Source organism: Streptomyces telluris (assembly GCF_024519335.1).
Taxonomy (GTDB): Bacteria; Actinomycetota; Actinomycetes; order Streptomycetales; family Streptomycetaceae; genus Streptomyces; species Streptomyces telluris.
In genome coordinates this window covers 1-25,190 of sequence record NZ_JANIID010000064.1, presented here as the reverse complement: position 1 = coordinate 25,190, position 25,190 = coordinate 1, and the positions used below count along the sequence as shown (strand labels likewise).

Below are 25,190 nucleotides of genomic sequence, written 5' to 3'. Positions count from 1 at the left end.
AGGCAGTGTCCGACGGTTCTGGTGACTGGGCAGTGTCCATGTCGTTGCGATTCTTGTGGGGCGGGGTGATCTATCCGGAGTGGGTCCGGTTGAAGCCGCACCTGCCGCAGAACGTTGGGCGGGGCGGTGGTGTCGCCTTGGCTCACCTTGCGAGCGAGGCCCGCATGCGGTCCAGCCCGCGCAGGACCGCGTCGCGGTTCTTCGCCTGCTTGATCCACGCGGGTAGGCGGCCGAAGAGCCCCATCTTGCGCCAGGGCTCATACCAGGGGTCGTGTTCGCGCAGCGTCGCCTGCACGTACTGTCGCAACAGATCGAGGTGTTCGGGGTTGTACGCCCACAGGCGACCGTGCCGCGTGTTCTTCTGGAGCCAGAGCGGCTCGTGGAAGTAGGGATCGAGCATGTCCTGGGCGCCGCTCCAGCAGAATGCGATCGGATCGTCCTTCTTCCGTTGCCGCGACAGTCCACAGTAACGGCACACGAGCCGCCGCGGCACGTCCCGACTCGATGCATTGTTCCGAGTATCGCGGACGGCCGTGAGTACCTCCGCCTGCCGCTCGCACTTGGGACAGCGCACGAGTATCCAGTCGGAGACGGCGAAGTGGTGCTTCCAATATCCGGGGTCCCGGAAGCGGGCGGGGGAGGACGTGAGCATCACCCCAGTATGCGTGGTACGCCCTCGCGGGCTATCGGCAGTCTTGTTCAGAAACATCTGGCGATCACGTGGACTCACCGGACAGGGGCCGGGTGGCGGGGGCGGCTGGTCGACTGCTGCTTGGCACCGCACCCGGCTCATATGCGGTGCGGTGCGGCTCCGTCCTGCCAGCGGTAGAGGTCGCGCAGCAGAGAAATTTCGGCGCCGTGATGGATCAGCTCCCTGTTGACGTGCAGGACCCTGTTCTCCATGGGAAACGGCTCGGGACCCGTCGCGGGCGGATTGTCTAGGTCGGCGTCCGAGAGTTCGCGGACCCCCGCGTTCCATCTCCCGTACATCTCATCGAGCTGTTTTAGCGCCTCGTCAGCGGTCCCCGCGTAGGCGAACGCCTCGGCGTCGAAGTCCTGGCCGCCGAAGTACCACTCGACCCGATAGGCCAGGCACGAGACGATGATGTGCGCCAGCCGCCAGGCAATCGTGGTCACCGGCGCCGGCGCCGGGGCAGGGGACGCGAAGTCCATCGTCCACTCCCCTGAACCCGCCGACATCGGTGCGGCCGACGTGCCACGTGGGCGGATGTTCCAGCAGCCGCGCACCGGCTCCCAGAAGTACTCCTCGTCGGTAAGACCGTCCAGCCGTGGCCGCAGGTTCTTGCGCCAGTACCAGTCCAACTGCTCCGCGAGCCGCTCGCTTCTTGTCATTGCCGCACACTACAGACCCGTCGAACAGAGCGTGCCGGCCTGGTGGACGCAGGAAGACTCCGGCTATGCCGTACAACAGCGCGACCTGGGATTTCCGGGCAACAGGACACCGGTCTCGATGTTGCCGGTTGCGCTGATGAAGTCGTCATGGTGGTGCGAGAATTGGGCTGACTTGAGGGCCCGGTGACTTCTCGGTGGCACTGCTGACCGTCAGTGCCGATCGGATCAGTCGCGGTGGGCCTCGCGGGAGGCCGGCTGTCCGCTCCTGCGAGAGCTTCGACGGGTGCCGGAGTTCCCCACCCCTGCGGTCACGATTCCCCAGGGGGAAGGCGGTCGTCGACGTGTGCCGGAGGTGCCCAGCGGTGCCGCTGGGCGTAAGGATGGCGCCGGACAGTGGCAGGGGGATCTCACGCTGTCGTTGGTGTGGCTCGCAGGCCGCCGAGCAATGCGGCCAGGTAGCGGTGTGCGGTGTTGATCCGGTCTGCGGGAGGGCTGCCGTGTACGTCTACGGCGTAGGCGATGCCGCACATGAGCGGGACCAGATCGGCTGCGGCCAGGTCGGGACGGACCGCCCCGGCCGCGCGGGCCCGGTCGAGGAGTGTGGTGCCTGTCGACCACAGGTCCTCCTTGAGTTCCGTGGTGCGCGGGAGGGCGTCGACGGAAGCGGCGGCGACCGGAGCCAGGGAGGCGTCGGTGACCTGCGCCTCGACGGTGCGGGTCAGGAAGCTCTCCAGCGCCCGCCAGGCGTCGGTGTCGGCCAACGCCTGCCTGCCGTGGGCGGTCAGGGCCTCCAGGCGGGGGGTGGCGACGGTCTCCAGGAGCGCCTCGGGCGTGGCGAAGTGGCGGTAGACGGTGCCGACTCCGAGTCCGGTGCGGCGGGCGACGTCGTTGAGCTGCAGCGGCGTGCCCTGGTCGATCAGCTCGCGGGCGACGGCCACGATCCGGTCCCAGTTGCGGGCCGCGTCCTTGCGCAGTGGTGTCGTCGTCATGAGGACATGCTAATTGGATAGCTCATCCGGATGGCCCCGCCGCCCGTGCCGGGGCCGGGCCTGGCGGGTCAGGGCGCCGCGAGGGGCGCGTGCTGCCGGCTGAGTCGGCGCACGGCATCGGCGACGCGGGGGTCGGTGGCCGTGCGGAAGGGCGCCGCCGGGCGTGCCGTGGCGCCGATGACGATGCCGGTCCGGCCCGCCAGGGACTCGTCGGTGGCGGCGATGATGGAGGGCTTTGCGGCCTCGGATGCCGGGCCCGCGGCGGAGCGTTCGAACTTGCGGCGCACCAGCGGCCACAGCAGCCGCAGGGCCGGTGAGACGATCTTCGGGTCGGTCAGGGTGCCGTTGGTCATGTCGGTCGCGGCGCCTCCGGGGTCGGCGGCGAAGACCGAGACGCCCGTGCCGTCGAGCCGCGACGCCAGGTCGAGCGTGTAGGCGAGGTTCGCGAGCTTGGCGCGGCCGTACCAGTGGAATCCGTAGTAGCCGCCGGGCGGCTCGACGGCGTCGAACACCCGCTTGGCGACACCGACCGCACCCGAGGTCACGTTCACGATCCTGCTCGGCGCACCGGCCGTGAGCGTCGGCAGCAGCAGTTCCGTCAGCAGGTACGGCGAAAGGTGGTTGACGACGAACGACGCCTCCACGCCGTCCAGCTCCTGTCGATCCGCGAACATCGCCCCGACGTTGTTCACCAGCACGGTCAGCGGTTCGCCGGATGCGGCATGGTCGCCGGCTATCCGGCCGGCGAGCGCGCGCACGCCGTCGAGCGAGCCGAGGTCGGCGGGCAGGAACCGGGCAGGACGCGCCGGGTTCACCGCGTCGATCCGGTCGACCGCCCTGGCGCCTCGGTCGGCACTGCGCCCGACCACAGTGACCGAGAATCCGGCGGCAGCCAGCCCCAGAGCCGTCTCCAGGCCGATGCCGGCGGTCCCGGCCGTGACCACAGCTGTCTTTCCCATGCGCTCCTCCAGCCCAGCGATCCGGATAGATCATCCGCTTAATGGCGACGATACCACAAGCGGATGGCTCATCCGCTTGTGGTGGCAGGCGGGGCTGTGCCGCCCCGACGAAGCCCTCACAAGCACCAGACCCCGAAGCCCTCAAGGAGCGGGTGCCGGCGCTGCCGCAGCGGCGGTCGTCCCGTGGAGCGGCGTAGGCATCCCCCGGCCGACGTCCCCAGCGGGCACCTGGGGAATTACGTGACCGTCGGCAAAGGCAGCCCCCGCGGCGGCTGCCCGATGGTGGTGACGGCCGTGTCCGAGGGCTCGAGGCCCTTCTGGACGGGCCTCGGAGTGGCGCCGGGCGTTGTGACGGCAAAGATCTGGACAGGCTTTGGGGGCGGGGCCAAGCGGTGGCGATGAACGAGGACCACAGCGAGCCGGAGCTCGAACCGCACGCCAACCTGACCCTCTACCTCGAGACACTGCGGGCCCGGCTGCCGGAAGAGCAGTTCGGCATCCTGACCGACGCCGTACGCGAAGCGGCGGAGCTGCTGGCGGGCAGCGGCGAAGGCATCGTCGACGCCGGCGAGGAACTGCGTCCGGACCTGCACCAGGAGTTCGCCACGGCCCTGACCATCCTGACGACCGGCCGCATGGAGCACCACAGGGTGGAGGTGACCGCCGAGGACGGCAGCCGGCTATCCGCCATGGTCGATCCCGACGCCGCCGACGACCCGGCCCGGCCCGGCTCGAGGAGATACGCGGGTTTCTCCAGCGCCAGCACCTGGAGCAGCGGGCGGTCGAGGAACAGCTCGACGGCATCGCCCGCGCCAGCGGCTGCGGTGGTTGCGATGCGTAGCCCGTGGAGGGGCCTGCCGGAGCGCCACGGCCGCAGCGACCGCGCGCTACGTGGGGAAGCCGTGGAGGAGAGCCGGTCGCCGGCCGGCATCAGCCCGGAGATGCGGCAAGCCTTCGTGGCCGCGCAGGAACGGAGTCTGCAGCACGATCTACGCGTCCTCGCCGACCGCATCCGGGCCGCAGCCGAAGCCCGGCCAGGCGAGAGCGCACAGTTCAACGCCGGTGTGGAGTGGGCCGTCCTCTCCATCAAGAACGTCGCCAGCAAACTCACCGAAGGGCGCCGCTGACAGAGACGGGACCGACGGGACCGACGGGGCCGGCGCCGGGCATCGGGCCCCGGTCAGTCCCCGCGGGCGAGAGGATTCTTCAAGTCGTCCGCGCTCAGGTCGGGATCGTCTTCCGGGCGGTAGCGGTCCGCGCCTGCCACCTGCATCACCAGTTCAATGCGCCGCCACTCCGCGCACTGGACTTCGACGATCCGCAGGTGCTCCTCAGCGTCGTACTCGTCCAGGGCGCGGCCGGCCACCTCCCGCTGCTTCTCCAGCATCTCCGCCGCCTCCTGGGCGAACGGATTCGGGGCGGTCGCTGCGGATCAGGGCCATGTCGGTGCCGCAGAACAGCAAGGCGCCCGTGCAGATTTTGATGCGGGAGAACGGTGCTGGGGTGGTCTCCAGTGCCTGTTTCTGAACCCCTGGAGCGTAGGCAGTAGCCTGACAAACAGGTGGACCAAGGGTGAAGGTGCTGACCGTCACCTTCAGATCGATCAAGCCGCCGGGCTCCTCGGAAGGCTCTAGGTAGCGGTGGTTCAGGTTGACGCCACGGTTTTAGTAGAGACACCCTCCACCGTCTCGGCGACACGGCTGGCCAGGTCCTCCCACGGACGTGGAGCGACGACCGGCACGTCGGCCGCCCGCGCCTGTGCGGCGAGCCACCGGCCGTACAGCACACTGACGCGTGCGCGATGGCGCTGTGGTCCGGCCTCCGGCTCCCGGCGCAGGTAGTTGGCCGTCACCTGCCCCTCGTCGTCCTCATGGAGGAAGACGGCACGGACCGGACCTTCGGGCGTCGCCGGTCCGGGCAGGACGTAGTCCCCTTCCAGGATTACCGGGGTGTCGGTGTCCACATGGTTGGCCACCACCGCCTCGATCGCCGGCGCCAGCGCCTCGGCGATCGCGATCTGCCGCTCGACCACCGACTCGGGCGTCTGGCGGGCGGCCTCCGGGTGAGTGCGCCAGAAGTGGACCTCCGGCAGGTGCTCGGGCAGTGTCACCGCAAGGAGGGCCTCCACTATGTCGTCGACCTCCACGACGGGGACGTCGTACCGTCGTGCCAATGCCCGCCCGACACCGGTCTTCCCCATCCCCGACGCGCCGCCGACGACAAGCACCCGCCAGTCGGGAAGACTCCTCACCTCATCCGTACCGTCCACGTGGGCAGAGTACTGCAGCCGCTTCTTTCACCTGGGCCACACCAGCCGCAGCGGTTTCCGTTCGAGGAACGGTCGCGGTGACCTTTCCCCGAACACTTGAACAAAGTTCCCATTTCGGTCTGACGGCTCTTGGCCTGATGGTACGAGGTTCATAAACAGGCGCCGACTTGTTCTTTATGGTCTGAGTCGGTTCGAGAGGGCCACCGAGGCGCTAGCCCCTGGACGCCGTCCGTCTCGGTCCAGCCGACGACGTCGCCGAGGTCACCGTGGCGGACGACCACAGCCACAGGGAAGAAGGGCGTTGCCGCCGGGCAGGCGGTCGACCTCCAGACGGATCAGGGTGCCCTCGATGATGGGCAATTCCCCGGGTGTGGTCGATCCAGGCGGACCGGGTGGTCAGGCGGGGGTGGAGCGGTACCAGGCCATCGCACGGGCGGTACCGCACCGGTCGGTGGCCTGCACCGTGGCCGTGTCCGGCTCGCCCCAGGTCTCCGGCCGTGCGAAGTGGAACTCCTTACCGTGCCTCGGCGGTCGCCCGTCCTGGGGCGGTGAGACCCACGCGTGTCCGCAGCGGGTGCGGCCTGGTCCCGGTCAACACCGGCGGCGTGGCATGTGCCGCAGAGGGGGAGATCGCCGGCCGGGCCGCCAGGCGGCCGATCGGGAGGTCACCTGCTCCCATCGGTCGTCGGTGAGCCTGTCACCGCACCGCGAGCACACCGGGCGGCGAGCCTCTCGCTCGGCTGCCTGCCTTCGCTTGTCCTCCTCGTCGGCCTGAGCGGCCTGGCGGCGGTGGAGGGCATCGCCGTCGGGGTTGTCGAGCGCGGCCGTCAGCGTCTGCTCGACCGACCGGCCCAGGCGCCGCTACACCGCCGCGCCCGCGCTGTGCTCCTTCAGCGCTCCAGGGTGGTGACGAGGACGGGCAACCGCCTGGCCGTAGTCGAGGGCGGTGACGCCTCGGTGGTAGGTGTCGTACCGACGCGGCGGTGGTCAGCGCCAGTCGTCGATCACATATGCATCGGGGTGGCTGTATCCGGGTTCGTTGGGCCTGTGCATGGTCACGCCCTGCAACCAGGTGCGGAAACCGCGGTTGATCATCCGCTGGTAGGCATCCGGGCGGCCCAGGTTCATGCCGGCGTCCAGTTGCCCCAGCCCGCGCTCGGCGGCCAGCCGCTCGCATGCGTCGAGCAGTCGCTCGAACCGGTCGGCGGCCTGCGGACCGGGACGTACGGCGCCGAATTTGACGAAGCACACGTCCTCGCCGGCTTCCGACCCGGCGCCGCAGTGGCAGACGGCCAGGCCGTCGAGCCCGGAGTCAGCGCCATGGAGGAGGACGGTGTCACCGAGTCCATGCGCGTGCGCGGCCACGATCTCGCGTTCCAGGCTCAGGCCCTCGTACACGGCATCGGTCATTACGCGGCACAGGCTCAGTGCGTCGGGCCGCTCGGCGGCGGGCAGTTCGCTGTAGAGCGCCCGGCCGGGGACTGCGGCACCGGGTGTGACCTGCTTCTTCATGACGGCTGTGAGGAAGCGGGGCCAGAAGCCGTACCGGCGGTAGAGCTCAAGATGCTTGGGGCTGTGCGCGAAGGTGAACAGGCCGAGGTGGCGGTTCCCCCAGGCGTCGAAGCAGTCGATGACCGGCTCCATCAGACGCCTGCCGATGCCCTGGTCCCACAGATCCGGACGTACGGTCAGCGGTCCGAAAAACCCGATGCTGCCCCAGTTGGCGGCGAAGTTCGATCCCACCACTTCGCCCTCGACCGTCGCCGCGAACGCCGCCCGTGGATCGGCTGCCCAGCGGGTGCGGACGTAGTCGATGGTCCCGAACGGATCAGGGGCCCCCAGGAAGGTCCCGAAGGCGGCCCTGCAGATCTCATCGGCCCGATCCAGGTCCGCCTCATCCAGCAGGCGCACTGCTACCGAGGCCGCCCCACTCTTGCGCTCCGCTGCTGGTGGGACCATCGCTTTCTCCTTCCTACCTACGTTCCATCGCACCACGGAGGTGCGCCGCAGGCGAGATGAACGGTCCGGCGACACCCCGAGGATCGAGGACCAAGCCGGTCTGCCTTGCCTTTCCGCAAGAGCCATGCGCCTGGCGTCGGCGGTGATGTCGACCTCCGCGAACGTCGGCCTGCGTATGGAGTCCTGCGGGGTCTGTGCGCCTGCGAAGGGCCTCAAGGGGCCCTTCGGGCGGTCTGGTAAAGCTGGGCGATGACGTCGGGGATCGGGAGCTGCGCCGGACAAGGGTGAAGGCTTTGGGATCTTCCAGGGCGGCGATGAAAAGCGGCGCAGCCGTCCGCGCGGGCTTCGACAGCTGCTGCTGGCGCGGGACGGTGACCCAGGCCTAGGACGATGCCGGTGCCCCCTTGACGGTCGGCGAACCGTTCTCCCTGCGGGTACGCGGTCCCGCTTACGGGTGGTCTCTATGTGGTGCGAACCGGTAGCGGCTGAGACGGGACACACCTCTATGCGGACACAAGTCCGCAACCGCAACGAAGGTGAGTGATGAGCAACGACGAAGCATTGACCATCGGCAAACTCCAGGGGGGAGTTCTGGGACAGCTGCTTGAGGCCATCTTCAAGGCTCCGGTGGGTTCTCCGATCACGCCTGAGATGAAACAGCAGGCCCAGCAGGTGCAGCAGCAGATGCGTTGACAGAACCGGTAACCCTGGCCGACCCGTGGGCGGGGCCAGCGGCCCCCGCCCCACCGCGTTACTAGGGTTCAATTCGTTAGGCCCGCTAATGTTTATCCATGTTACGTACGAGATGCACCGAGATGTTCGGGCTTACCCATCCGATGATGGCTGCCCCATGGGCTTGCACAGCGGTGGGGCACTCGCCGGACGGGCCACGCTCGTCGACTGCGGCCCCCTCCCCGCCCGCGACGGCACCTGCCGACCGTTTCGCGCTGTCACCACCGACATCGAAAACGCCCTCGACCTGTGCGACATCCCGTGGGTTGCTTTGAGCCGCGCGGAGTCCTTGGCCTCGTGGCCAGGGGGTTCGTCCTCTCTCCGGCAGTGGTTCGCAGGCTGACGTAACTTCGGGATTCCTGAAGCGTTCTCACCGTGTCCGATCAGTTCACGACCGGGCTGAAGGTGAGGGGGCTCGGGTTGGCGCTGGCTGTCGTACGGGACCTGCGCGATGTCCGGCCGCCGGCGACGGCGGAGGAGCTGGAGCAGTTCGAGACCGACGTGCTGGCGGGGTTCGTGCTGGCGCGGGCCTCGGCCGGGCTGGCGGACGGCACGATCCGCGGGGACGTCGGGCACCTGGAGCAGATGCGGTCCTGGTTCGGCCGACCGCTGTGGGAGATGGAGCCGCCCGACGCCGACGCGTACTTCGGGAAGGTGCTGCGGGCATCGCCGAGCGGCACCCGGCTGGGGCGCTCTCAGGCGCTGACCACGTACTTCCTGTTCCTGGAGCTGCGGCACAAGGTTGAGATCCACCGGATGACCGGTCGGGTGATCGAGTGCCCGATCGACGAGATGAACCGGCCGCGCGGGTCGAAGGACGCGGCACTGCGGATTCCGCCGTCCGGGCCGGAGGTCAAGACGCTGTTCACCGGGTGGGGCGGCGAGCTGGCAACCTGCCGGAAGTTCGCCCCGACCGCCCGGAACTACACCGCCTCCAAACTGATGTCCCAGGTCGGGCTGCGGGTCAGCGAGGCGTGCAAGCTCGATCTGGCGGACATCAAGTGGGACCTGGGCCGCTTCGGCAAGCTCCACGTCCGCCACGGCAAGGGCGCCCGGGGCTCGGGCCCGCGCGAGCGGATGGTCCCCCTGATCAACGGCGCTGACCGCACGCTCCGCTGGTTTATCGAGGACGTCTGGGGCCAGTTCGACGACGACCACGCCCGCCCTGGCGCCCCGCTGTTCCCCTCCGAACGCAGATGCGCCGACGGCTCCTCGGGCCGGGTCGGCGACGATGCCCTGCGCGGCGGTCTCAAGGCCGCGGCCATGGCGCATCTGCCGGGCTGGGGCGACAAGCTCACCCCGCACGTTCTGCGGCACTTCTGCGCGTCCGAGCTCTACCTCGGCGGACTCGACCTGATCGCGATCCAGGAAGTCCTCGGACATTCCTGGATCGCCACGACCATGCGATACGTCCACGTCCAGCAGACCCGGGTCGAGGACGCCTGGGTGGCCGGGCAGCAGCGGGCCGCGAAGCGGCTGGAAGGACTTCTGCGGTGATGTGGAATCTGCGGCTGACCGCCGCGAACAAGGGGATCTGGAAAGCCTCCGAGCTCCAGCGGAGCCTGGCCGAGCACGGCCTGGTGATCTCGGCCGGGAAGATGTCCGGGCTGTGGTCCGGCCAGCCGGTCTCCCTCAAACTGGAGGACCTGGACGTTATCTGCGTCGTCCTCGGCTGCGAGATCGGCGACCTCCTGATCCCCGAGCCGGAGAAGGTGCACCGCCCCGGCCAGGAGGAGACGGCCCGGGCGGCTGTCGGCTCGGGGACCGTCGCGCCGAAGGTGATCCCCAAGCGCCGGGACGGCCGGTCGCTGCCCCCGGAGTGATCCGGTGGCACGCTTCCCGAAGGGCTACGTCAAGCCCACCAGTTCCTGCCCTGGCTGCCTGGCCTGGGGCGACTTCCGCGGCCGGCTCTGCCACACCTGCTACATGTTCGGCCGCGGGCACGACGCGGCGGAATGCACCGGCTGCCGTCGCGTCCAGCCGCTGAAGTGGAACTACTGCCGCTTGTGCTGGTGCCAGGCCCGACTCAGTGCGAAGACAGCCGACGGCCACCCCTCAGATGAGGCGGACGTGCGGGAGCGGCTCGCCGCCGTCCGGCACCACCAGCTGTTCTTCGTCCAGATGCACTACCGCAGGAGACCGACGACCACGGCCCGGCGGAAGGGAGGACGGCGTGAAGCCCCGCGCAAACCACCTCCCGCGCCGGCCTTGCGCCCAGACCCCGGCTGGCGGCAGCCGCCACTGTTCGAGCAGATACCCCGGAACTTCGGCCGACTCGACCCCGCCGACGCCGACCTGGCCAGCCCGTGGCTGGCCTGGGCGAAGTACCTCGCCCACCGATTCGCCGAGGCACGCGGCTGGGGACGCAACATACGCTTCGCCGTCAACCGGGGCCTGGCCGTCGTCCTCACCGGCCACGTCGACGGCGACGTCATCCGGCACACGGAGATCTTCTCCCCACTGCGGGCCCTGGACCTCCCCGTCGGCCACATCGTCACGGTCCTGGAGGAGATGGGGATCTTCGAGGACGACAGCGAACCGTCCTTCGAGCGCTGGCTCGTCGGCCGCCTGGAAGGGCTCGCGCCCGGCATCCGCTCGGAAACCGAGCGCTGGACCCGTGTCCTGCGCGACGGCGGCCCCCGCAGCCTCCCACGACGGGAAGGAACGGTCTGGCTCTCCCTCAACCAGGCCCGCCCGGCCCTGTTGGAGTGGTCGAACCGCTATGACCACCTGCGGGAAGTGACCCGCGACGATGTCCTCACCTACGTCAAGACACTGCACGGTCACCACCGGCGTGACCAGCTCGTCGCCCTGCGCTCGCTGTTTACCTGGGCCAAACGGCAGGGGCTGATCTTTCGCAACCCCACCAGCCGCATCAGGGTCGGGCAGAACGAGTACGGCGTGCTGCAACCACTCCTCCCCGAGCAGGTCGAGCGCTCCGTCGCGGCTGTCACCACTCCGGCGGCACGGCTCGTCCTCGCGCTCGCGGCGGTCCACGCCGCCCGGGTCGCCCAGATAGCTACCCTCATGCTCGACGACGTCGACCTCGGCAACCGCCGGCTGACCATCGCCGGACGCGCCCGCCCACTCGACGACCTCACCCTGAAGCTCCTGGCGGACTGGCTGGGCTACCGACGCCGCCGGTGGCCGAACACGGCGAATCTCCACCTGCTGATCAACAAAAAGACCGCCAACACGACCGACCGAGCCAGCAACCACTGGATCAGCGCTCCGCTGCGGGGACAGGACGCCACCCTGGAACGGCTCCGCGTCGACCGGCAGCTCGAAGAGGCCATGGTCCACGGCCCTGACCCGCTCCACCTCGCGGAGGTCTTCGGGCTCGACGAGAAGACCGCGATGCGCTACGCGGACTCTGCACGGGCCCTGCTGGAACAGGCCGCCGAGACTAGCCCCAGCGGGTTGACCACGAACCCACGGGCTCAGCCACCAGAATCAGGAAATCCACCCGTGGGTTCGCGGTGAAGAACCTTCAGTTTCCGTGAACCCACGGACCTCTCCGGGGGTGAGTAATTGCGGTACAGAAAGTGCCGCCGAGATTGATCATGGACCGGCGGGCGTCGGGGTGAGCGGGTCGTCCGGCCGCCGGATGCGAACTCGGCGGGGGCAGTGGATGTCGTCATGGTCCTGGAGATCGGCGGAGTCCGCGTGCGCCTGGGCGACGGCTTCGGGGTACGCCTCCTGCTTCTCGTGCTCGGCGAGCGCCCGGTAGATGCTCGCGACACTGGGGGCCTGCCCCCTGCGCTTGCCGGTGGGCAGGTCGGGCTGGATCTGCTCGACCGACTCGCCGTTCGCACGGCGGCGGAGCACGGTGTGCAGCATGTCCTCGGTGATGACGGGTGGCCGGCCGCCGTGCTCGCCCTTGCGGGCCGCCGCGTCGAGTCCTTCGAGAGTCGACTCCCGGATGTTCTCCCGCTCGGTCTCCGCCCATCGCCGCGAAGAACGCGAACAGCAGGCGGCCGGGCCCGCTGGGGTCGTACATCCCGGGTGGGGGTCCGGCGAGCATCTCCAGGACCAGGCCGTGGGCGGTGAGGTGGTCGGCGAGCGCGGTGAGTTCCGCGGCGTCGCGGCCCAGGCGCTTCATCTCGTACACGGTGAAGATGACCCGGCAGTGCGGGGCGTGGGCCTTGATCTGGCGAGCCAGCGCGAGCGCGGCCTCGAACTGGGGGCCGAACCCGGACGCGGGTGCTGATCTTCTCGGAGAACACCTTGTCGCGCGGGATGCCGTGCCCCGCGAGGGCGTCGAGCTGCGACTGGAGTTCCTGGGTGAGCGTCGAGCACCGGGCGTACCCGATGCGGTTGTCGGCACGGTCGGGGAGTCGGGCGCTAGGGCGAGCGGGACCGGGGTGCCGGGGCGCCATGGCCGGCCGGGCCCGCGGTCGGCGGGGGTGGGTACGCGTAGGAGCTTGGCGAGCCTGGGCACCTTGGTGAAGCGGCCGGTGTGGTAGCTGCCGGCGACCGCGCCGGAGCGTGAACGACAGGGCGAGCCGGGTTCGGGCCCGGCGCGCGGGCAGGGGTGATGCTCGACGTCGTCCGCGTCGCTCGGGGAGGCTTCTTGAGTCGCCGTTATGCCCCGGATGCTGTGACAAACCATTCTCAGAAGTACCCCGGACCCACCTTTGAGTGAGAGCGAGAGCTCTGCGAACCGGAACGGCGCTTCGCGCCCCCCGGGCCGCCACGTTTGATCTTGCTCGGGCAAAGGACCGTTTCTGAACCCGGTATCTGATGTGCGAGGGGCCCCGGGGTTGTCGTACCGTGGACAAGTTCCTGCGCCGGTGCTTTCGGCGGCAGCGACCGGACTTCCCGTTCCATCCGTGTTGATCTTGAGGTGACTTCCTATAGCCCAGACCGTGTAGTCGTCCGTGTTCCCCGCGTGCTGGTGTGTCGCACGCGTCCGGGGGCGGACGTCGCGCTGGTCTGAGTTGCGTCACCCTCCCCCGCCATTTTCTGTCTTTTCCGGGTGCAGCTCTGCCATCTGCCCCGGGCTTTGGTGCTTTCCGGCCTCGGTACGGCTGTCGGCAGGGCTCCCCGATTCCTTTGGATCAGGAGCTTTCCCGTCGTGTCTTCCCCCGCGCTCGACAACGAGCCAGAGCACACCACCCAGCCCTCGAACCGCCCAGCACCCCACCATCCGAAAATGGCCCTGGCCTCCCGGATCGCCCTCCTGGTGCTGCTGACCGCCGAGCTCATGGACATCCTCGATCAGTCTGTCGTGCTGACCGCACTGCCCGCGATCCAGGAGTCGACCGGCGCTGGACCGGCCGCGTTGCAGTGGCTGACCACCGGCTACTCGCTGCCCGTCGCCATCGGACTGATCACCGGCGGGCGCCTCGGCGACCTCTACGGCCGACGCAGGCTTCTCCTCCTCGGCACCGTCGTGTTCACCACGGCCTCCTTGCTGTGCGGCCTCGCCGCCGGGCCGGGCATGCTGATCGGAGCCCGCGTGCTCCAGGGTGTGGGCGTGGCGCTGATGATCCCGCAGGTCCTGGCCACCCTCCACGTCACCTTCGAGGGCCAGAACCGCAGCAAAGCCTTCGGCCTCTACGGGGCGGTCCTCTCGATCGCCAACGTCCTGGGCCCGGTGATGGGCGGCCTGCTGACCGAGGCCGACCTGTTCGGGTTGTCCTGGCGGCCGATCTTCCTGATCAACCTACCCGTCGGCCTCTCCGTGATCCTGCTGGGACACAGGTTCATCCCTGAGTCGACCGAGAAGACGGCCAACCGGCCCGACCTCACCGGCATGGCGCTGTCCGCACTGACCATTCTCCTGATCATCTTCCCGCTCAGCGAGGGACACCTCCACCACTGGCCACTGTGGTGCTTCGCCCTGCTCGCCGCAGGCCTCCTCACACTGGTTGTCTTCCTGCGCCACCAGCAGCGCAAGCAGGACGACGCACCTCTCGTGCTTCTGTCTCTCTTCCAGGGGCGGCAGTTCTCCGGCGGCACGGCCGCGCAGCTGATGCACGGCCTGCTGTGTGGGCTGTTCTTCATGACCTGGACCCTCTACCTCCAGCGCAGCCTGGGCATGAGCCCCTTCCACGCAGCCCTGGCCTTCGTCCTGCTCTCCATCGGAGAGCTGGCCGGAGCGACGATCGCCGCGAAGAGCGCCGGGAGCTTCGCCCGCCGCCTTCCGCAGACCGGAGTCCTCATCACGATCGCCGCGATGGCGGGCTACGGCTTCCAGATCGCCGCAGGCCAGGCGGGCCCGACCTTGCTGGGGATGACCGCCCCGGTGGTACTGATCGGGTTCGGCCTCGGCATGGTCAGCGGCCCGCTCGCCGACATGTCCCTCGCCAAGGTCCCGCACGAAAGCGCCGGGGCCGCGTCGGGCCTGTTCAACACCGCCATGCACCTGGGCATCGCGCTGGGCACCGCGCTGACCGCCCTGGTGTTCTTCGCGACCACCGACGGCGCACCGGATGCCGGGCTCAACCGTGATGCGTTCCTCACCGTGCTGTGGTGGGTCGCCAGCCTTCTCGCTCTGATGTGGGCGCTGATGTTCTGCCTGCCCAAGCACGCGAACAGTAAGGCCGACTGAGCCACTCCCAGGCTCCGGCCAGCAGTCGGTCGGGGCCTGGGCATTCAGTCTTCCTCGACCTCCCTGTCCTCGGCGGCATCAGGATCCCGGAAGGGGCGCAGGCCCCGGCCCGGTCCGCTGGCGGTGATGTTGAACAGGTAGCGGCCCAGGAAGTTGATGTGCCGGTCCTTGAGCGGGGAGAGGCGGGCGGCGTCCTCGTCCTCGATGTCGTGACCCTCCGCGAGGAGGGCGGCGACGGCCGCGTCCAGGTAGCAAGTGTTCCACAGCACGGCCGCGTTGAGGACCAGGCCCAGGGTGGCGAGCTGGTCCTCCTGGCCCCCGCGGTACGCCTGGCGGATCTGGCCCCGGCCGCCGTGGCAGATCGCGCGGGCGAGCCGGTGGCGGGACTCCTGCACGGTGAGCTGCCGGTTCATCAGGCGCCGGTAAGCGTCATCGACCGGGGCAAGCAGGGCGAGCAGGTGCATGGTCTTGTCGATCCGCCCATACTCGGCGAACGCCGCCCCCAGCAAGGTCGGGTGCCCCTCGCGGCCGAACATCCGCAGCAGGTCGTACGCGCGCACCCGGTTGGCGATAAGCGATCCGGCGACGCGCAGCATGTTCGGCCAGTGCGTGACGATCTTCTTCAGGTTGACCTTGTTGCAGGCCACCCCGTTCAGCGGCCCGCACCCGGCAGTCGGCTCCCCGCCGTCGTCGGGCAGATCGGCCCGCCAGAACCGCTGATCCGCCAGGTCACGAAAGCGCGGGGCGAAGCGGAAGCCGAGCATCTTGTACAGGCCGAACGCCATGTCGGAGTAGGAGGCGTTGTCCGTGGCCACCATCTCCGGCTTCACCCCGCCGTCCAGGTTCAGCAGGGTGTCCAGGGTGTAGAGGCTGTCGCGCGGGGTGCCGCGTAGATCATCGCGCCGATCCCGGCGACCTGGTCGTTGACCGCGTTGAGCCAGGTCACGCCGCGTTTGTAACCGCAGTACTTGGGCGAAGGCCCGGTGTTGATGCTCCGGACGGGGACGACGAAGCGCAGGCCGTCGACGGAGGCGGGCAGCCCGCCGCCCCACATCTGGGCCGGCGCTGCTGCGCCGACTGCGAGGCTGCCCGGCCCCAGCAGTGGGCGGACCAAATACGTGCCTGCTACGAGACCTGACCCCGGCCGTGCGAATGCTGCACCTCGGCCACATGAGCCCACCAGCCCCGGAATCGCACTGCCACCGACTCCACCGTCATCAAGCACACTCCCGTGCACGATTCCCCCGACAATCCATGCCTGCTGAGCGCACCGCGTCACCGACGCCCTTCAACACGGACAGCAACCCCCGCCCCCGGCCGCCGACCGGGGGCTTCGTGCTTCCTGGAGGAGTTCGCCGTGCCCACGTACGAGGCCCTGCCCCGCTTCACCACCGACCTGGACCACCTCACCCCCGAACAGCGCCGCACCTTCCGCAGCGTCGTCACCCCGCGCCAGCGTCCCCGACCTTCGCACCGGCCGCTTCCGCGCCAGCCTCCGCATCAAGCGCGTCCGTCGCACGCCGGGCGTCTACGAGCTCACCTGGTCCGGGGCCGGCGTGCCACCTGGTCGTGCGGGACGGAGCGGTACAGGGCGCGCAGCACATCGTCTGGCGGCGCATCGGCGGGCACAACATCCTCACCGGCCCATAACGTGTCCGACGTCGCGGATCGCATCGTCGCCCGGTCACCGCGCTGCACGTGTGCCGAAGATGCGCCGTGCACCGGCTCGTTCGCGCTGGAGGCTGTGAGCGGACAGCGACACCTCCTGCCTCGCGGACAGCCCTGTCCCCGTCGGCGGACAGTTCGTTGGCTGCGCCGATCGGGGTGGGGCCGGTAACGGGTGGGCCGCAGCCGAACAGTCCCTGCCGGTAGATCTTGGTCCGTGTGCCAGGCGTCAGGTGCGGGATGCCCGGCGCCCGGCTTCGGTGCTGGCAAAGATGTTCGGCTTCTCCTCCAGCGAGGCGCCACGGCGGACTGCGTTGATCCATTCGGCTGTGGTGGCGACCGCGGCGAACCGGGACTGCATGACGACCAGGACGGCACGGTGGAGTTCTTCGGCCGTCACCGTGCCGGCGCGGTTGGACATGGCCAGGGTGCCGGTGGCGTCAGAGAGGAACTCGACCGTGTAGCCGCGATGAGCGGCGTCGCGGGCGGTGGACTCGTCGCAGTTCTGGGTCATGTACCCGGCGATGGTGAGGGTTTCTATGCCGCGGGCGGTGAGCCATTCTCCCAGGTCGGTACCTGCGAAGGAGGACGGCAGCGCCTTCTCGACCAGGTGATCGTAGGTGCGGGAGGTGACGGTCTCGTGGAGGGCGAAGCCGTGGCTGCCACGGGCGAAGATCGGCGAGGTATCAGGGGCGGCCTGCTGGACTGCGATCACCGGGATACCGGACGCAGAGGCGGCGTCCATGGCGGCGGCGATGTTGGCCAGGCTCTCATCCAGCGGCGGGTAGGCGATCGGCAGGTTCCCCGTGACGTACTCGTTCTGAACGTCGATGACAATGAGGGCTCGTTTCATGATCTTTTCCCTTTCCGGCCCAGGCAGCACTGTGGGACGGATCAGCGCAACCGGGCGAGGCAGATGATCTTGCACGGAGCACCCTATGCCGGAATCTCAGACGATCAGCGACGGGGCATCGGAGAGTGCGAGGGAGCCGAGGAGTCGTCGCGGTCAGTCAGGCAGGCAGTCAGGCAGGCAGGCAGGCAGGCACACGGAACCCTCCGTCAAGGGCATCCGCACTGAGTGCCAGGCACTGAACGGCCGGACCTTCACAGAGCCTTATGAGCCCGTACCTTCGGCTTGCCGGATTCGCAACCGGTGAGTCCGCCATCGGGTGTCCGCCGGCGGGGCGGGGGCTTCCGCGAGGCAGGAGGTGTCGCTGTCCGCTCACGGAGGCTCTCGGACCTGCTCCTCATGGCCCGTGCGGCCGACTCTTGCCGTGACCACAGCGCAGCCGCGTCGCGCCCTCGGCCGAGGACTCCGTACCCTCATCGCCTCCGCCCCACCCCCGAACCGGCCGTCGGCGAGCAGGTGATGGATCTCTCCGCTGGTGGTGCCGCGCCGGCTGTCGAGGAGCACGCCGATGCCACGGCGAAGGCGGCCTGCCGTCTCGCCGAGGATGTGCACCCCACGGGCTGGAGCACCGTTGCTGTGGAGGACGCCGTGGACGCGATCGACACCCTCGTGGAAGCGCTCTCCACCCTGGACCCGCACTCCGCACGGCTCCTCGCCTCCATCCCGGAAGCAACCGCAGCGCTGCTCGAGCATCTCGCGCACAGCCAGTGCGGTAGCCAGGCAGCCGTGGCCGCTGACGTCCCCGCTGAACGACGGCGACGCCGGCTCGGACCCGGCCGACAGCACCACGACCGGAGGGGATGACCCGCGTCCGCACATGGCCCGTGGCCCGTGGCCCGTGGCCCGGCTCCACCTGTCGGTTGCGGGGCCGGCTCAGCGAGCCCTGGCCCGATTCCCTCGCCGGCGCCCTCTCAGCGAGACGCTCATTACCTGGGCGCATTACCTGAGCGTCCATCACGCTGATGCCCCGCCGTCTCACCCGCAGACCGGCCCGGAAGACGGCGCCGGTCGTCCCCGCCGTCCTCGCCGGCCGCGGCCTGACCAGCGTCCCTCTCATCGTCGTCACAGCGACGACCCCCTACTCTCCTGAGTGTCGGGGCCTTCACCCTAATCGCCAAAACGCCAAACCATTGCGACCCCGCGTCCAGGGAGGGCCAGGGGGCCGCACCATGGGGCGGGCTCCCTGGTCGCCGGGGAACCCGTGCCCAAGACCCGAGGCCCCTGGCCTCAGGTCCCGCGATCACTCAAGCGAGTCACGGTGTCTTTGACACGCCCCTCGAAAGCGGAAAGCAGCCACTGAGGTCTCGCGCGTCGCCCGCAGACAGTGTTCCGCCAAGGCGCACGACGGACCGGTGGACGCGAATCCTGCTGGGCGTGCGCCGCTCCGGAGCGCGTGAACGTGCAGATGGTGCGTGACGCTCTGGGCTGGTTTGGGTGGGCCGCTGGCCAGAGGGCTGGCAGGGGGATGGGTTGCGCACGCCTCTGGTGCAACGGGTGAGGTCAGGAGGGAGTGAGGGTGTCGAGTTGTGCGGCGAGGTCAGGGTGGGCGGTGGTCAGGTGGGGGCGGGTGGCAGTCAGGGGGTTGACAAGGGCGGCGGGGTCGTCCTCGGCGAGGGCGGCGTGGAGCCGGCTGATCGGTTGGCGTGCCGCTGCGGGGAGGTCGGTGAGTGCGGTGATCTGGCCTGCGAGGCGGCGTAGGTCGGCGGCGTTGTGGCGGGCCCAGGTGGCGGTGGTGCGTTCGGCGGCGCGGCGTTCGCGGGTGGCCGTCACGCGTTGCTCGCCGGTGGTGCCGGCGGGGCCGGGGCGGCCGCGCAGGTAGCGGCGTTCGGCGGCCTGTCGGCTGGCGACGCCGAGGGGGTGGGCGAGGTCGGCCCAGCTGGCGCCCGCGTCGCGGGCCGTTTCGATCAGGCCGGTTTCCCATCCGGCGAGCTGCTCGCGGACCTGCCGCAGCAGCAACAGGGAGGCCAGGGCCTGCTCCGGGCCGGCGTCGCGCGCGTCGGCGGTGTCGGGGGTTTCGTTCCGGGCGGCGTGCAGGGCTTCGTCTATGGCGCGCAGGGCGGCCGCGGCGGCGAGGAACGACGCCGGGCTCGTTGCGTCGGCGCTGGACGATCGCGGCTGGTCGGCCGGGGTCATGGGCACCTCCTACCAGGGATGTCATCGTTTGGACGACCACCATGTTTGTCATCCACTGGATGACATGTTACAACGGTTTCAGTGAGGCGCATTGGCAGCGACTGCCCGAACCTCTGGAGGTGTTTTTCCATGTTGATGCGCACTGACCCCTTCCGTGAGCTCGACCGGCTGGCCCAGCAGCTGATGGGCACGGGCACCTGGTCGAAGCCGTCCGCGATGGCGATGGACGCCTACCGCGAGGGCGACGAGTACGTGGTGGCCTTCGATCTCCCCGGTGTCAGCGCGGACGCGATCGACATCGACGTCGAGCGGAACATGCTGACCGTCAAGGCCGAGCGCCGGCCGGTGGCGAAGGCCGACGACGTGCAGATGGAGCTGTCGGAACGGCCGCTGGGTGTCTTCTCCCGCCAGATCGTGCTCGCCGACACCCTCGACACCGAGCACATCAAGGCCGACTACGACGCGGGCGTGCTCACCCTGCGCATCCCGATCGCCGAGCGCGCCAAGCCCCGCAAGATCTCCATCGGCAGCGGATCCGGCCGCAAGGAGATCTCCGGCTGAGCCGGACGGACAAGGGCTGAACAGCGCGGAGGACGGGTACCTGATCTCCTCCTCACCCGTCCTCCGCGCCCCGGGGAACCGAGGAAGGATGGCGGTCGCCATGACTCTGCGACGCGAAGCGTTCCTCGAGCAGGTGAAGGAACGCGGCGAGTACCGCACCCTGCAGGAGGCCGAGCGCGCGGCCCGCGTGGTGCTCGCCCTGCTGGGCGCCCACTTGGTCGGCCAGGTACGCGCCCAGCTCGCGGCACGCCTGCCGGAAGCCTTCGCCCTGATCCTGCTCAATCCGCTGCAAAGCGCCGAGCCGCTGTCTCCGCAGCGGTTCGTGCGCGCAACCGCGGCCTGGATCGAAGGGGCCACCGAACAGACCGCGGCCTGGGACGTCAGCGCCGTCCTGTCCACGGCCGCCGACGCCGCCGGAGTCGAACTCCTCGAAGAGATCCTGTTCCAGCTCCCGCCGGCTACGACCTCCTCTTCGGCCGCCCCCAGCCCACCTGACCACCCCCGGTGGCCGTACACCGGCCACCACGACCCTGGTGACAGAAAGGCAACCACCACAGTGATGCCCGACCAGAGCGCACCGCTCCAGCAGCCCTACGGCAGGGCCTACGAGCACATGCTGGAAAAGGTCCGCTACGAAGGCGCCTACCCCACCCGCGAGAAGGCCGAAGAAGCCGTCCGCCTCGTCCTTTCGGGACTGGGACGCCAGCTGACCGGCGACGAACGCGTCGAACTGGCCGCCCGCCTCCCCGTCGAAGCCGCACGTATCCTCACCGCCCAGATCCCCGACACCCAGCCGCTGGGCGGCTGGGCCTTCATCAAAGACCTCGCCGCCCGCACCGGTGCCTCCCTGGGCACCACCCGCTGGGACACCGGATCCGTCTTCACCGCCGTCGCCGCCTACGCCGGCCCCGACCTCATCACTCGCATCCTGCGCCAGCTCCCCTCCGGCTACGCGCTCCTGTTCGGCCGCGCCGAACTCACCCAAGCCGCGTAGGCGGGCCGCACCTTTCCGGCGCCACAGCATGACCGAGGCGAGCCGCTTGTCCATCTCCAGCCGGAACATTCCGGCTGTCTCCTTCCCGCTGGGACACAGGCTCGCCCGGTCTGCGGGTTCACTCGGTCTGCGGGTTCACTCGGTCCGCGGGCTCAGTCGGTCCGCGGGCTCAGTCGTCGAAGACGATGTCCTTGATGTCGTGGGTCCAGCGGACCTTGCTGTCGTTGACCTCGATAATGAGGTCGAGGCCGGTGCTGGTGTGCCCGGTGGAAAGGATGGTGAACGTGTCGGCCTTGCGACGCAGGAACACCACGAAACCGCCGAGGTCGGGGTCTCCGTCGTTCAGCAGCACGTACTCGCCGAGCCGCCGGTAGAACTTGGGCAGGATGACGTCCTTGCTGACCTCCGGAGGGCCCACGACCACCGTCGGCTCCTGAGTCTTGTCGAGCGGCCACAGACCCTCGCCGTCGGCCTGAGCCTTGCGCGCGGTCGCGGTCATGTCGTTGCGCAGGTCGGGGAAGAGAGACCGGTAGAAGGTCGGGTAGACGTGGCCCTTGGCGAGCAGCTTGTGGTTGACAGTCTCGTGCAGCATGGCCGGCGTGAAGAAGACGTTGCCGTCGGCATCGGCGTCGGGTCCTGCTCCGGGCCCGGTGAAGGCGATGCAGCGGCCGAGCCGGTCACCGCCGCGGGTCAGGACGTATCCGCGGACGGCGGCGGGGTTGGTGGGGGGCTTGACCTCCCCGCTCGGAGTGCGCTGTACGGGGTCGAACCCGAGGAGGCGCAGCAGTTCGGCGGCCGCCCCTTCGGCCTGCGCCTTGGGTTGGTGCAGCACGCCCCCACCGACGGAGGGGGGATCGTAGTGCGTCTCCAGGGCGTCGATGCCCTCCAGGCGCAGATTGGCTCCGCCGGGGCCGCGGATCTGAATGGGAACCGGGCCGGGGATCGTGTCCCACACCGCCGGGTCGTCGGGGTAGAACCGGACCGTGTCCCCGTCGGGGTTCGTCTTTACGATCCGGAATTCGCCTTGGATGCGGGTGTACGGCATGAGGGCCTCCTCACGGACGCCTGGTAGCGGCCAGAAATGCGCGGACCGACGCCGCACGGCCACTCCTCACTATGCGTCCGCGGCACCCGGGGGTCCTGTTGGCGGTTCAACGTCTGCGAAGGGAGACGTTGAACCGCCACCCGGGCGCTCAAGGGGTTCTCGCCGCCCGCAGCACTCCGCGGCCGGCAGGCGGTCCAGGCTGTAGAGCTCGCCAGAGCGGCCGGTCGCCGCTGTGGTTGAGCACGATGGCGCCGACGACGGCGTGCGGGGCCTTCTGTACGCCCCGTACGTCACCGAGCTGGGCCGCCGCCTCGCTGGGGACGGTGGGAGTCCCTTTCCCCGGGCCAGAAGGCGGGAACCGGTCCCACGCAGGGATCCGGGCCCTCGTCGAGCAGGCCATCGCCGCCTTCACAGGTCCTGGCGACTCCTCCGCAAAGTACGGTGCTCGACCGCCCGCTCACCGAACTCGTCCAGGCCGCCCCGACTCTTCATCTGATCAGCTCAGAGAAAGGATGGAAAAGGCTCACACTCTGCACCCTGGTGGACACAGCCCCTCGCGTTCGGTGAAGCCCCCACACACGGCACTTCGCGACATCGACCACCGGCCGCAGCTGCCATGGCCGTTGCCCAGCCACCGCCAGTGATGGCGCTCGTTGACATCCCCACGTCGTGATCAGGGATTACGCAGACCTGCTCGCCTTGTTTCCTTACCCGGGGCAGGCTGAGGCCAGCTGTCCGGAACCGCTACGTCCTACGGATCTCCGGTCCAGTGCATGTGCCGGGGAGCGGGAGCCTGCGTCAGAAGACCACAGCGATCTTTCCTGCCAGGCCGCCTTGGAGAAAGCGAGCATGTGCGGCGTGCATCTCTTGGAGGCCAAAGGTGGAGTGCACGCGCAGCTGCAGGGAGCCGTCGTCGACGAGCTTGGTCAGCTCGCTCAGCCCCGCACCGTCCTCGCGCACCTGGTTGACGGTAGTACGCACACCGCGGGAGGACAGGTCGGGGACCGGACCGGCTTGGGTGGCGATCGACGTATACCGGCCGCCGTCGGCCACTGCCTCGGTCACGAATGCCCCGAAGGTGTCGAAGACCGCGTCATAGTGACGGTCTTGCAGAGCGTTACGGTCGGTGGTGACGAGATCGGCGCCGTGGTCGCGGGCGAAGGCGACCTGCACATCCCGGGAGACCAGCGCATCGACCTTGGCGCCGCGGGCACGGGCGATCTGCAACGCCAACCCGCCAACGGCCCCCGCGGCACCGGTGATCAACAGCCGTTCGCCGGCTTTGACCGCCAGCCAGTCCAGCGTCTGCAAGGCCGTCAGCCCGGGAAGCGGCAACGTGGCGGCCTCGGCCAGACTGACGGACCGCGGAGCGGCGGCGACTGCCTGTGCGGGGAGTACGACCAGATCGGCCCAGGTCCCTCGGCCGGAGCCGAGTTGGTGCGACATGGCGATGACGCGTTCACCGGCGCGCAGCCCGGTGCTGCCGCCGTCGACGACGATGCCGGCCAGGTCCCAGCCGAGCGTCATCGGCAGTGGCGGCGTTCCTTCACCGATGGCTCCCTCCCGTGTCTTGTCGTCGACGGGATTGATGCTGGTCGCAACGGTCCGGATCAGCACCTCTCCCGGACCGGGCTCGGGCTCGGGAGCGTCGATGACGCCGAGGACGTCATAGGTACCGAAGCGATCGATCTGTATGGCGCGCACGAAAGGCCCTTCACGCGTTGGGGGCTGACAGCAGGGCCCAACACTGGTGGTGATCAAGGAATTCCCGACGTGGCGCAGGCTCACCTGCCGGATCAGTAGGCGGCTACCTTCGTTGTTGCCCACGGCAACCGAGCGATGCCTCAAGAGCGCCCTTTGCTCAAGGCTCTGACCGCGATTGCGTGAAGGTCATAGTCGGGTGAGGATCCGGGCCCGGAGGAGGCCCAGCCATAACTTGCTCTCTTGAGCGTTTCACCCGATTGACGTGGCCTTCGACCACACCCGAGCTCCAGGGCAGGGTGAGGCCGGCGGTAACGGCGTCGAGGTCGCGGCGGAGGAAACCGACGAAGCCGCTCATGGGCTTCGGGGCGTTCTACTCGGCCTGGCGGATCCACTCCAGCAGTAAGTGTCCGCGCTGGTGACGGACGAGGTCGGCGAAGGTGCGGGCGAGGTCGCAGGCTCGGGCGATGTCCGGGCAGGCGAGGCGGACCTGAAGCAGCCTCTCCTCCTGACTCTCGGTGAGGGCATCACAGGGCCGCATGATCCATGAGGTGATCTTGCGGGGGCTGGGAATGTCGGCCCGGATCGGTTCGGCGGTGCCTTCCCGCAGGGCGGCGAGGTGCCGACGGACAACGATGCGGCTTCCGCGGTAACCGCGTTCTTGGATCTCCAGGGCTATTCAGGGCTGCTCCGACGCCGTGACCACACCAGCCATTCGGTAGATCTTTTCACTTGCCAACATACCTCCCCACAACTGATCATGATCTCCGAGCAGCAAGGAGGTCAGGATGGGGCTCATGCTCTGCCCTGCAGACGAAGAAGCAGCCAGCCCAGATATCTCGTGGTCGTACTACGGGTTCAACCTATTCAGGGAGTGGCTGGCGCAAACGGAGGGGCTCCTCCCCCGCGAGATGGTTGGCTTCGGCGGAAACCGTCCGTGGAGCAGTGTCACGACCACGCTGACATCGCTGCTTGACCACCCGGACGACGACGGCGACCTCTCAGCCGCTCAGTGCGCGGCCATGCTGCCCTGACTGGAAGAAATCATCGATGGGCGGCCGCACACCGCCGGCGACCCCATTCTTCAACGACGCATCGAGGATCTCCGCCAGCTGATCGGCCTCATGAAGTACTGCGTGGACGAGGGTGTCCCGCTCGTTTTCTGCTGACGACCCGGTCATGGACCTATGACCGCGGCCGCGGCTTTGCATGGCAAACGGCCCCGGTTCAGCCACTCTCTCAGGTGGTAGACCGGGGCCGTTACCCTTTCCGGATGAATACCAGCTTTACTCAGTGCCCGGTTCGGGACGGGCACTAGCCCGGCCGCCGAGGCCAGGTGGCCGACGTCCGCGGCCGACTTCGAG

Annotated in this window: 23 protein-coding genes and 3 pseudogenes; 11 read left to right on the top strand and 15 right to left on the bottom strand. The window is 69.0% G+C overall.

What is annotated here, in order from left to right; genetic code table 11:
- Positions 1-142: 142 nt before the first annotated feature.
- The 4 genes from NQU55_RS35575 to NQU55_RS35560 form a co-directional block, all read right to left on the bottom strand.
- Entirely contained in the window at positions 143-652 is a 510-nt protein-coding gene (locus NQU55_RS35575) for a hypothetical protein (protein ID WP_168097077.1), read from the bottom strand.
- Between the two features lie 137 nt (positions 653-789).
- Positions 790-1,353: a DinB family protein gene (locus NQU55_RS35570; RefSeq protein ID WP_256791822.1), complete on the bottom strand. Its 564-nt coding sequence runs from the start codon at positions 1,351-1,353 to the stop codon at positions 790-792.
- Positions 1,354-1,760: 407 nt separating this feature from the next.
- Complete coding sequence (locus NQU55_RS35565; RefSeq protein WP_168096437.1) at positions 1,761-2,342, bottom strand: TetR/AcrR family transcriptional regulator; 582 nt, start codon at positions 2,340-2,342, stop codon at positions 1,761-1,763.
- A gap of 68 nt (positions 2,343-2,410) precedes the next feature.
- Positions 2,411-3,301 carry an SDR family NAD(P)-dependent oxidoreductase gene (locus tag NQU55_RS35560; protein WP_168096436.1) on the bottom strand — a complete coding sequence of 297 codons (891 nt, stop codon included), beginning with the start codon at positions 3,299-3,301 and terminating at the stop codon, positions 2,411-2,413.
- 398 nt (positions 3,302-3,699) lie between these two features.
- Here NQU55_RS35560 and NQU55_RS35555 point away from each other — a divergent pair, with 398 nt between their 5' ends.
- Positions 3,700-4,428, top strand: coding sequence for a hypothetical protein (locus NQU55_RS35555; RefSeq protein ID WP_168096435.1), 729 nt, complete (start codon positions 3,700-3,702; stop codon positions 4,426-4,428).
- A gap of 53 nt (positions 4,429-4,481) precedes the next feature.
- Here the strand turns inward: NQU55_RS35555 and NQU55_RS35550 are convergent, their stop codons facing one another.
- The 4 genes and pseudogenes from NQU55_RS35550 to NQU55_RS35540 form a co-directional block, all read right to left on the bottom strand.
- On the bottom strand, positions 4,482-4,688 hold the full coding sequence (locus tag NQU55_RS35550; protein ID WP_168096434.1) for a hypothetical protein: 207 nt from the start codon (positions 4,686-4,688) through the stop codon (positions 4,482-4,484).
- Between the two features lie 258 nt (positions 4,689-4,946).
- Positions 4,947-5,570 carry a hypothetical protein gene (locus NQU55_RS35545; RefSeq protein WP_256791821.1) on the bottom strand — a complete coding sequence of 208 codons (624 nt, stop codon included), beginning with the start codon at positions 5,568-5,570 and terminating at the stop codon, positions 4,947-4,949.
- A 265-nt stretch (positions 5,571-5,835) separates the two neighbouring features.
- A pseudogene (locus NQU55_RS36700) lies at positions 5,836-6,125 on the bottom strand (NF041680 family putative transposase); the annotation flags it as partial.
- Positions 6,126-6,557: 432 nt separating this feature from the next.
- Complete coding sequence (locus NQU55_RS35540) at positions 6,558-7,529, bottom strand: GNAT family N-acetyltransferase (protein ID WP_256791820.1); 972 nt, start codon at positions 7,527-7,529, stop codon at positions 6,558-6,560.
- A 543-nt stretch (positions 7,530-8,072) separates the two neighbouring features.
- Here NQU55_RS35540 and NQU55_RS35535 point away from each other — a divergent pair.
- From NQU55_RS35535 to NQU55_RS35520, 4 genes are all read left to right on the top strand, one after another.
- Positions 8,073-8,222 (top strand): hypothetical protein, encoded by a 150-nt coding sequence (locus NQU55_RS35535; protein WP_256791819.1) that lies wholly within the window; start codon positions 8,073-8,075, stop codon positions 8,220-8,222.
- A 414-nt stretch (positions 8,223-8,636) separates the two neighbouring features.
- Positions 8,637-9,758 carry a tyrosine-type recombinase/integrase gene (locus tag NQU55_RS35530; protein WP_256791818.1) on the top strand — a complete coding sequence of 374 codons (1,122 nt, stop codon included), beginning with the start codon at positions 8,637-8,639 and terminating at the stop codon, positions 9,756-9,758.
- Positions 9,755-10,084 (top strand): helix-turn-helix domain-containing protein, encoded by a 330-nt coding sequence (locus NQU55_RS35525; protein ID WP_168096763.1) that lies wholly within the window; start codon positions 9,755-9,757, stop codon positions 10,082-10,084. Before NQU55_RS35530 ends, NQU55_RS35525 begins: the two co-directional genes overlap by 4 nt.
- Positions 10,085-10,088: 4 nt before the next feature.
- Positions 10,089-11,744 (top strand): site-specific integrase, encoded by a 1,656-nt coding sequence (locus tag NQU55_RS35520; RefSeq protein WP_256791817.1) that lies wholly within the window; start codon positions 10,089-10,091, stop codon positions 11,742-11,744.
- A gap of 78 nt (positions 11,745-11,822) precedes the next feature.
- On the opposite strand, the gene NQU55_RS35515 is transcribed toward NQU55_RS35520, so the two are convergent.
- Entirely contained in the window at positions 11,823-12,101 is a 279-nt protein-coding gene (locus NQU55_RS35515; protein WP_256791823.1) for a hypothetical protein, read from the bottom strand.
- Positions 12,102-13,416: 1,315 nt separating this feature from the next.
- Here NQU55_RS35515 and NQU55_RS35505 point away from each other — a divergent pair.
- A complete protein-coding gene (locus NQU55_RS35505; protein WP_256791816.1) occupies positions 13,417-14,817 on the top strand; it encodes an MFS transporter in 1,401 nt (466 codons plus the stop codon).
- A 44-nt stretch (positions 14,818-14,861) separates the two neighbouring features.
- Here the strand turns inward: NQU55_RS35505 and NQU55_RS35500 are convergent.
- Positions 14,862-15,877 (bottom strand): annotated as a pseudogene (locus tag NQU55_RS35500) (Tn3 family transposase); the annotation flags it as partial.
- An 834-nt stretch (positions 15,878-16,711) separates the two neighbouring features.
- Positions 16,712-17,335: a cysteine hydrolase family protein gene (locus tag NQU55_RS35495; protein WP_256791815.1), complete on the bottom strand. Its 624-nt coding sequence runs from the start codon at positions 17,333-17,335 to the stop codon at positions 16,712-16,714.
- 516 nt (positions 17,336-17,851) lie between these two features.
- On the opposite strand from NQU55_RS35495, the gene NQU55_RS35490 reads away from it, so the two are divergent.
- Positions 17,852-18,196 (top strand): hypothetical protein, encoded by a 345-nt coding sequence (locus tag NQU55_RS35490; protein WP_256791814.1) that lies wholly within the window; start codon positions 17,852-17,854, stop codon positions 18,194-18,196.
- 696 nt (positions 18,197-18,892) lie between these two features.
- Here NQU55_RS35490 and NQU55_RS35485 read toward each other — a convergent pair.
- Positions 18,893-19,525 carry a type III effector protein gene (locus tag NQU55_RS35485; protein ID WP_168094926.1) on the bottom strand — a complete coding sequence of 211 codons (633 nt, stop codon included), beginning with the start codon at positions 19,523-19,525 and terminating at the stop codon, positions 18,893-18,895.
- Between the two features lie 129 nt (positions 19,526-19,654).
- Here NQU55_RS35485 and NQU55_RS35480 point away from each other — a divergent pair, with 129 nt between their 5' ends.
- From NQU55_RS35480 to NQU55_RS35470, 3 genes and pseudogenes are all read left to right on the top strand, one after another.
- A complete protein-coding gene (locus tag NQU55_RS35480; RefSeq protein WP_256791812.1) occupies positions 19,655-20,086 on the top strand; it encodes an Hsp20/alpha crystallin family protein in 432 nt (143 codons plus the stop codon).
- A 100-nt stretch (positions 20,087-20,186) separates the two neighbouring features.
- Positions 20,187-20,581: pseudogene (locus NQU55_RS35475) on the top strand (DUF2267 domain-containing protein).
- A gap of 64 nt (positions 20,582-20,645) precedes the next feature.
- The gene (locus tag NQU55_RS35470; RefSeq protein WP_168096625.1) at positions 20,646-21,080 is read left to right on the top strand and encodes a DUF2267 domain-containing protein; all 435 of its coding nucleotides are present in this window, start codon (positions 20,646-20,648) and stop codon (positions 21,078-21,080) included.
- 169 nt (positions 21,081-21,249) lie between these two features.
- On the opposite strand, the gene NQU55_RS35465 is transcribed toward NQU55_RS35470, so the two are convergent.
- The 3 genes from NQU55_RS35465 to NQU55_RS35455 all read right to left on the bottom strand — a co-directional run bounded on the left by NQU55_RS35465 (position 21,250) and on the right by NQU55_RS35455 (position 24,367).
- Positions 21,250-22,125, bottom strand: a complete 876-nt coding sequence (locus NQU55_RS35465; RefSeq protein ID WP_168096626.1) for a nuclease — start codon at positions 22,123-22,125, stop codon at positions 21,250-21,252.
- Positions 22,126-22,923: 798 nt separating this feature from the next.
- Entirely contained in the window at positions 22,924-23,829 is a 906-nt protein-coding gene (locus tag NQU55_RS35460; RefSeq protein ID WP_256791811.1) for an NADP-dependent oxidoreductase, read from the bottom strand.
- Between the two features lie 370 nt (positions 23,830-24,199).
- Positions 24,200-24,367 (bottom strand): hypothetical protein, encoded by a 168-nt coding sequence (locus NQU55_RS35455; protein ID WP_168096396.1) that lies wholly within the window; start codon positions 24,365-24,367, stop codon positions 24,200-24,202.
- Positions 24,368-24,614: 247 nt separating this feature from the next.
- Here NQU55_RS35455 and NQU55_RS37015 point away from each other — a divergent pair, with 247 nt between their 5' ends.
- Entirely contained in the window at positions 24,615-24,860 is a 246-nt protein-coding gene (locus tag NQU55_RS37015) for a hypothetical protein (RefSeq protein ID WP_308402310.1), read from the top strand.
- Positions 24,861-25,190: the final 330 nt, after the last annotated feature.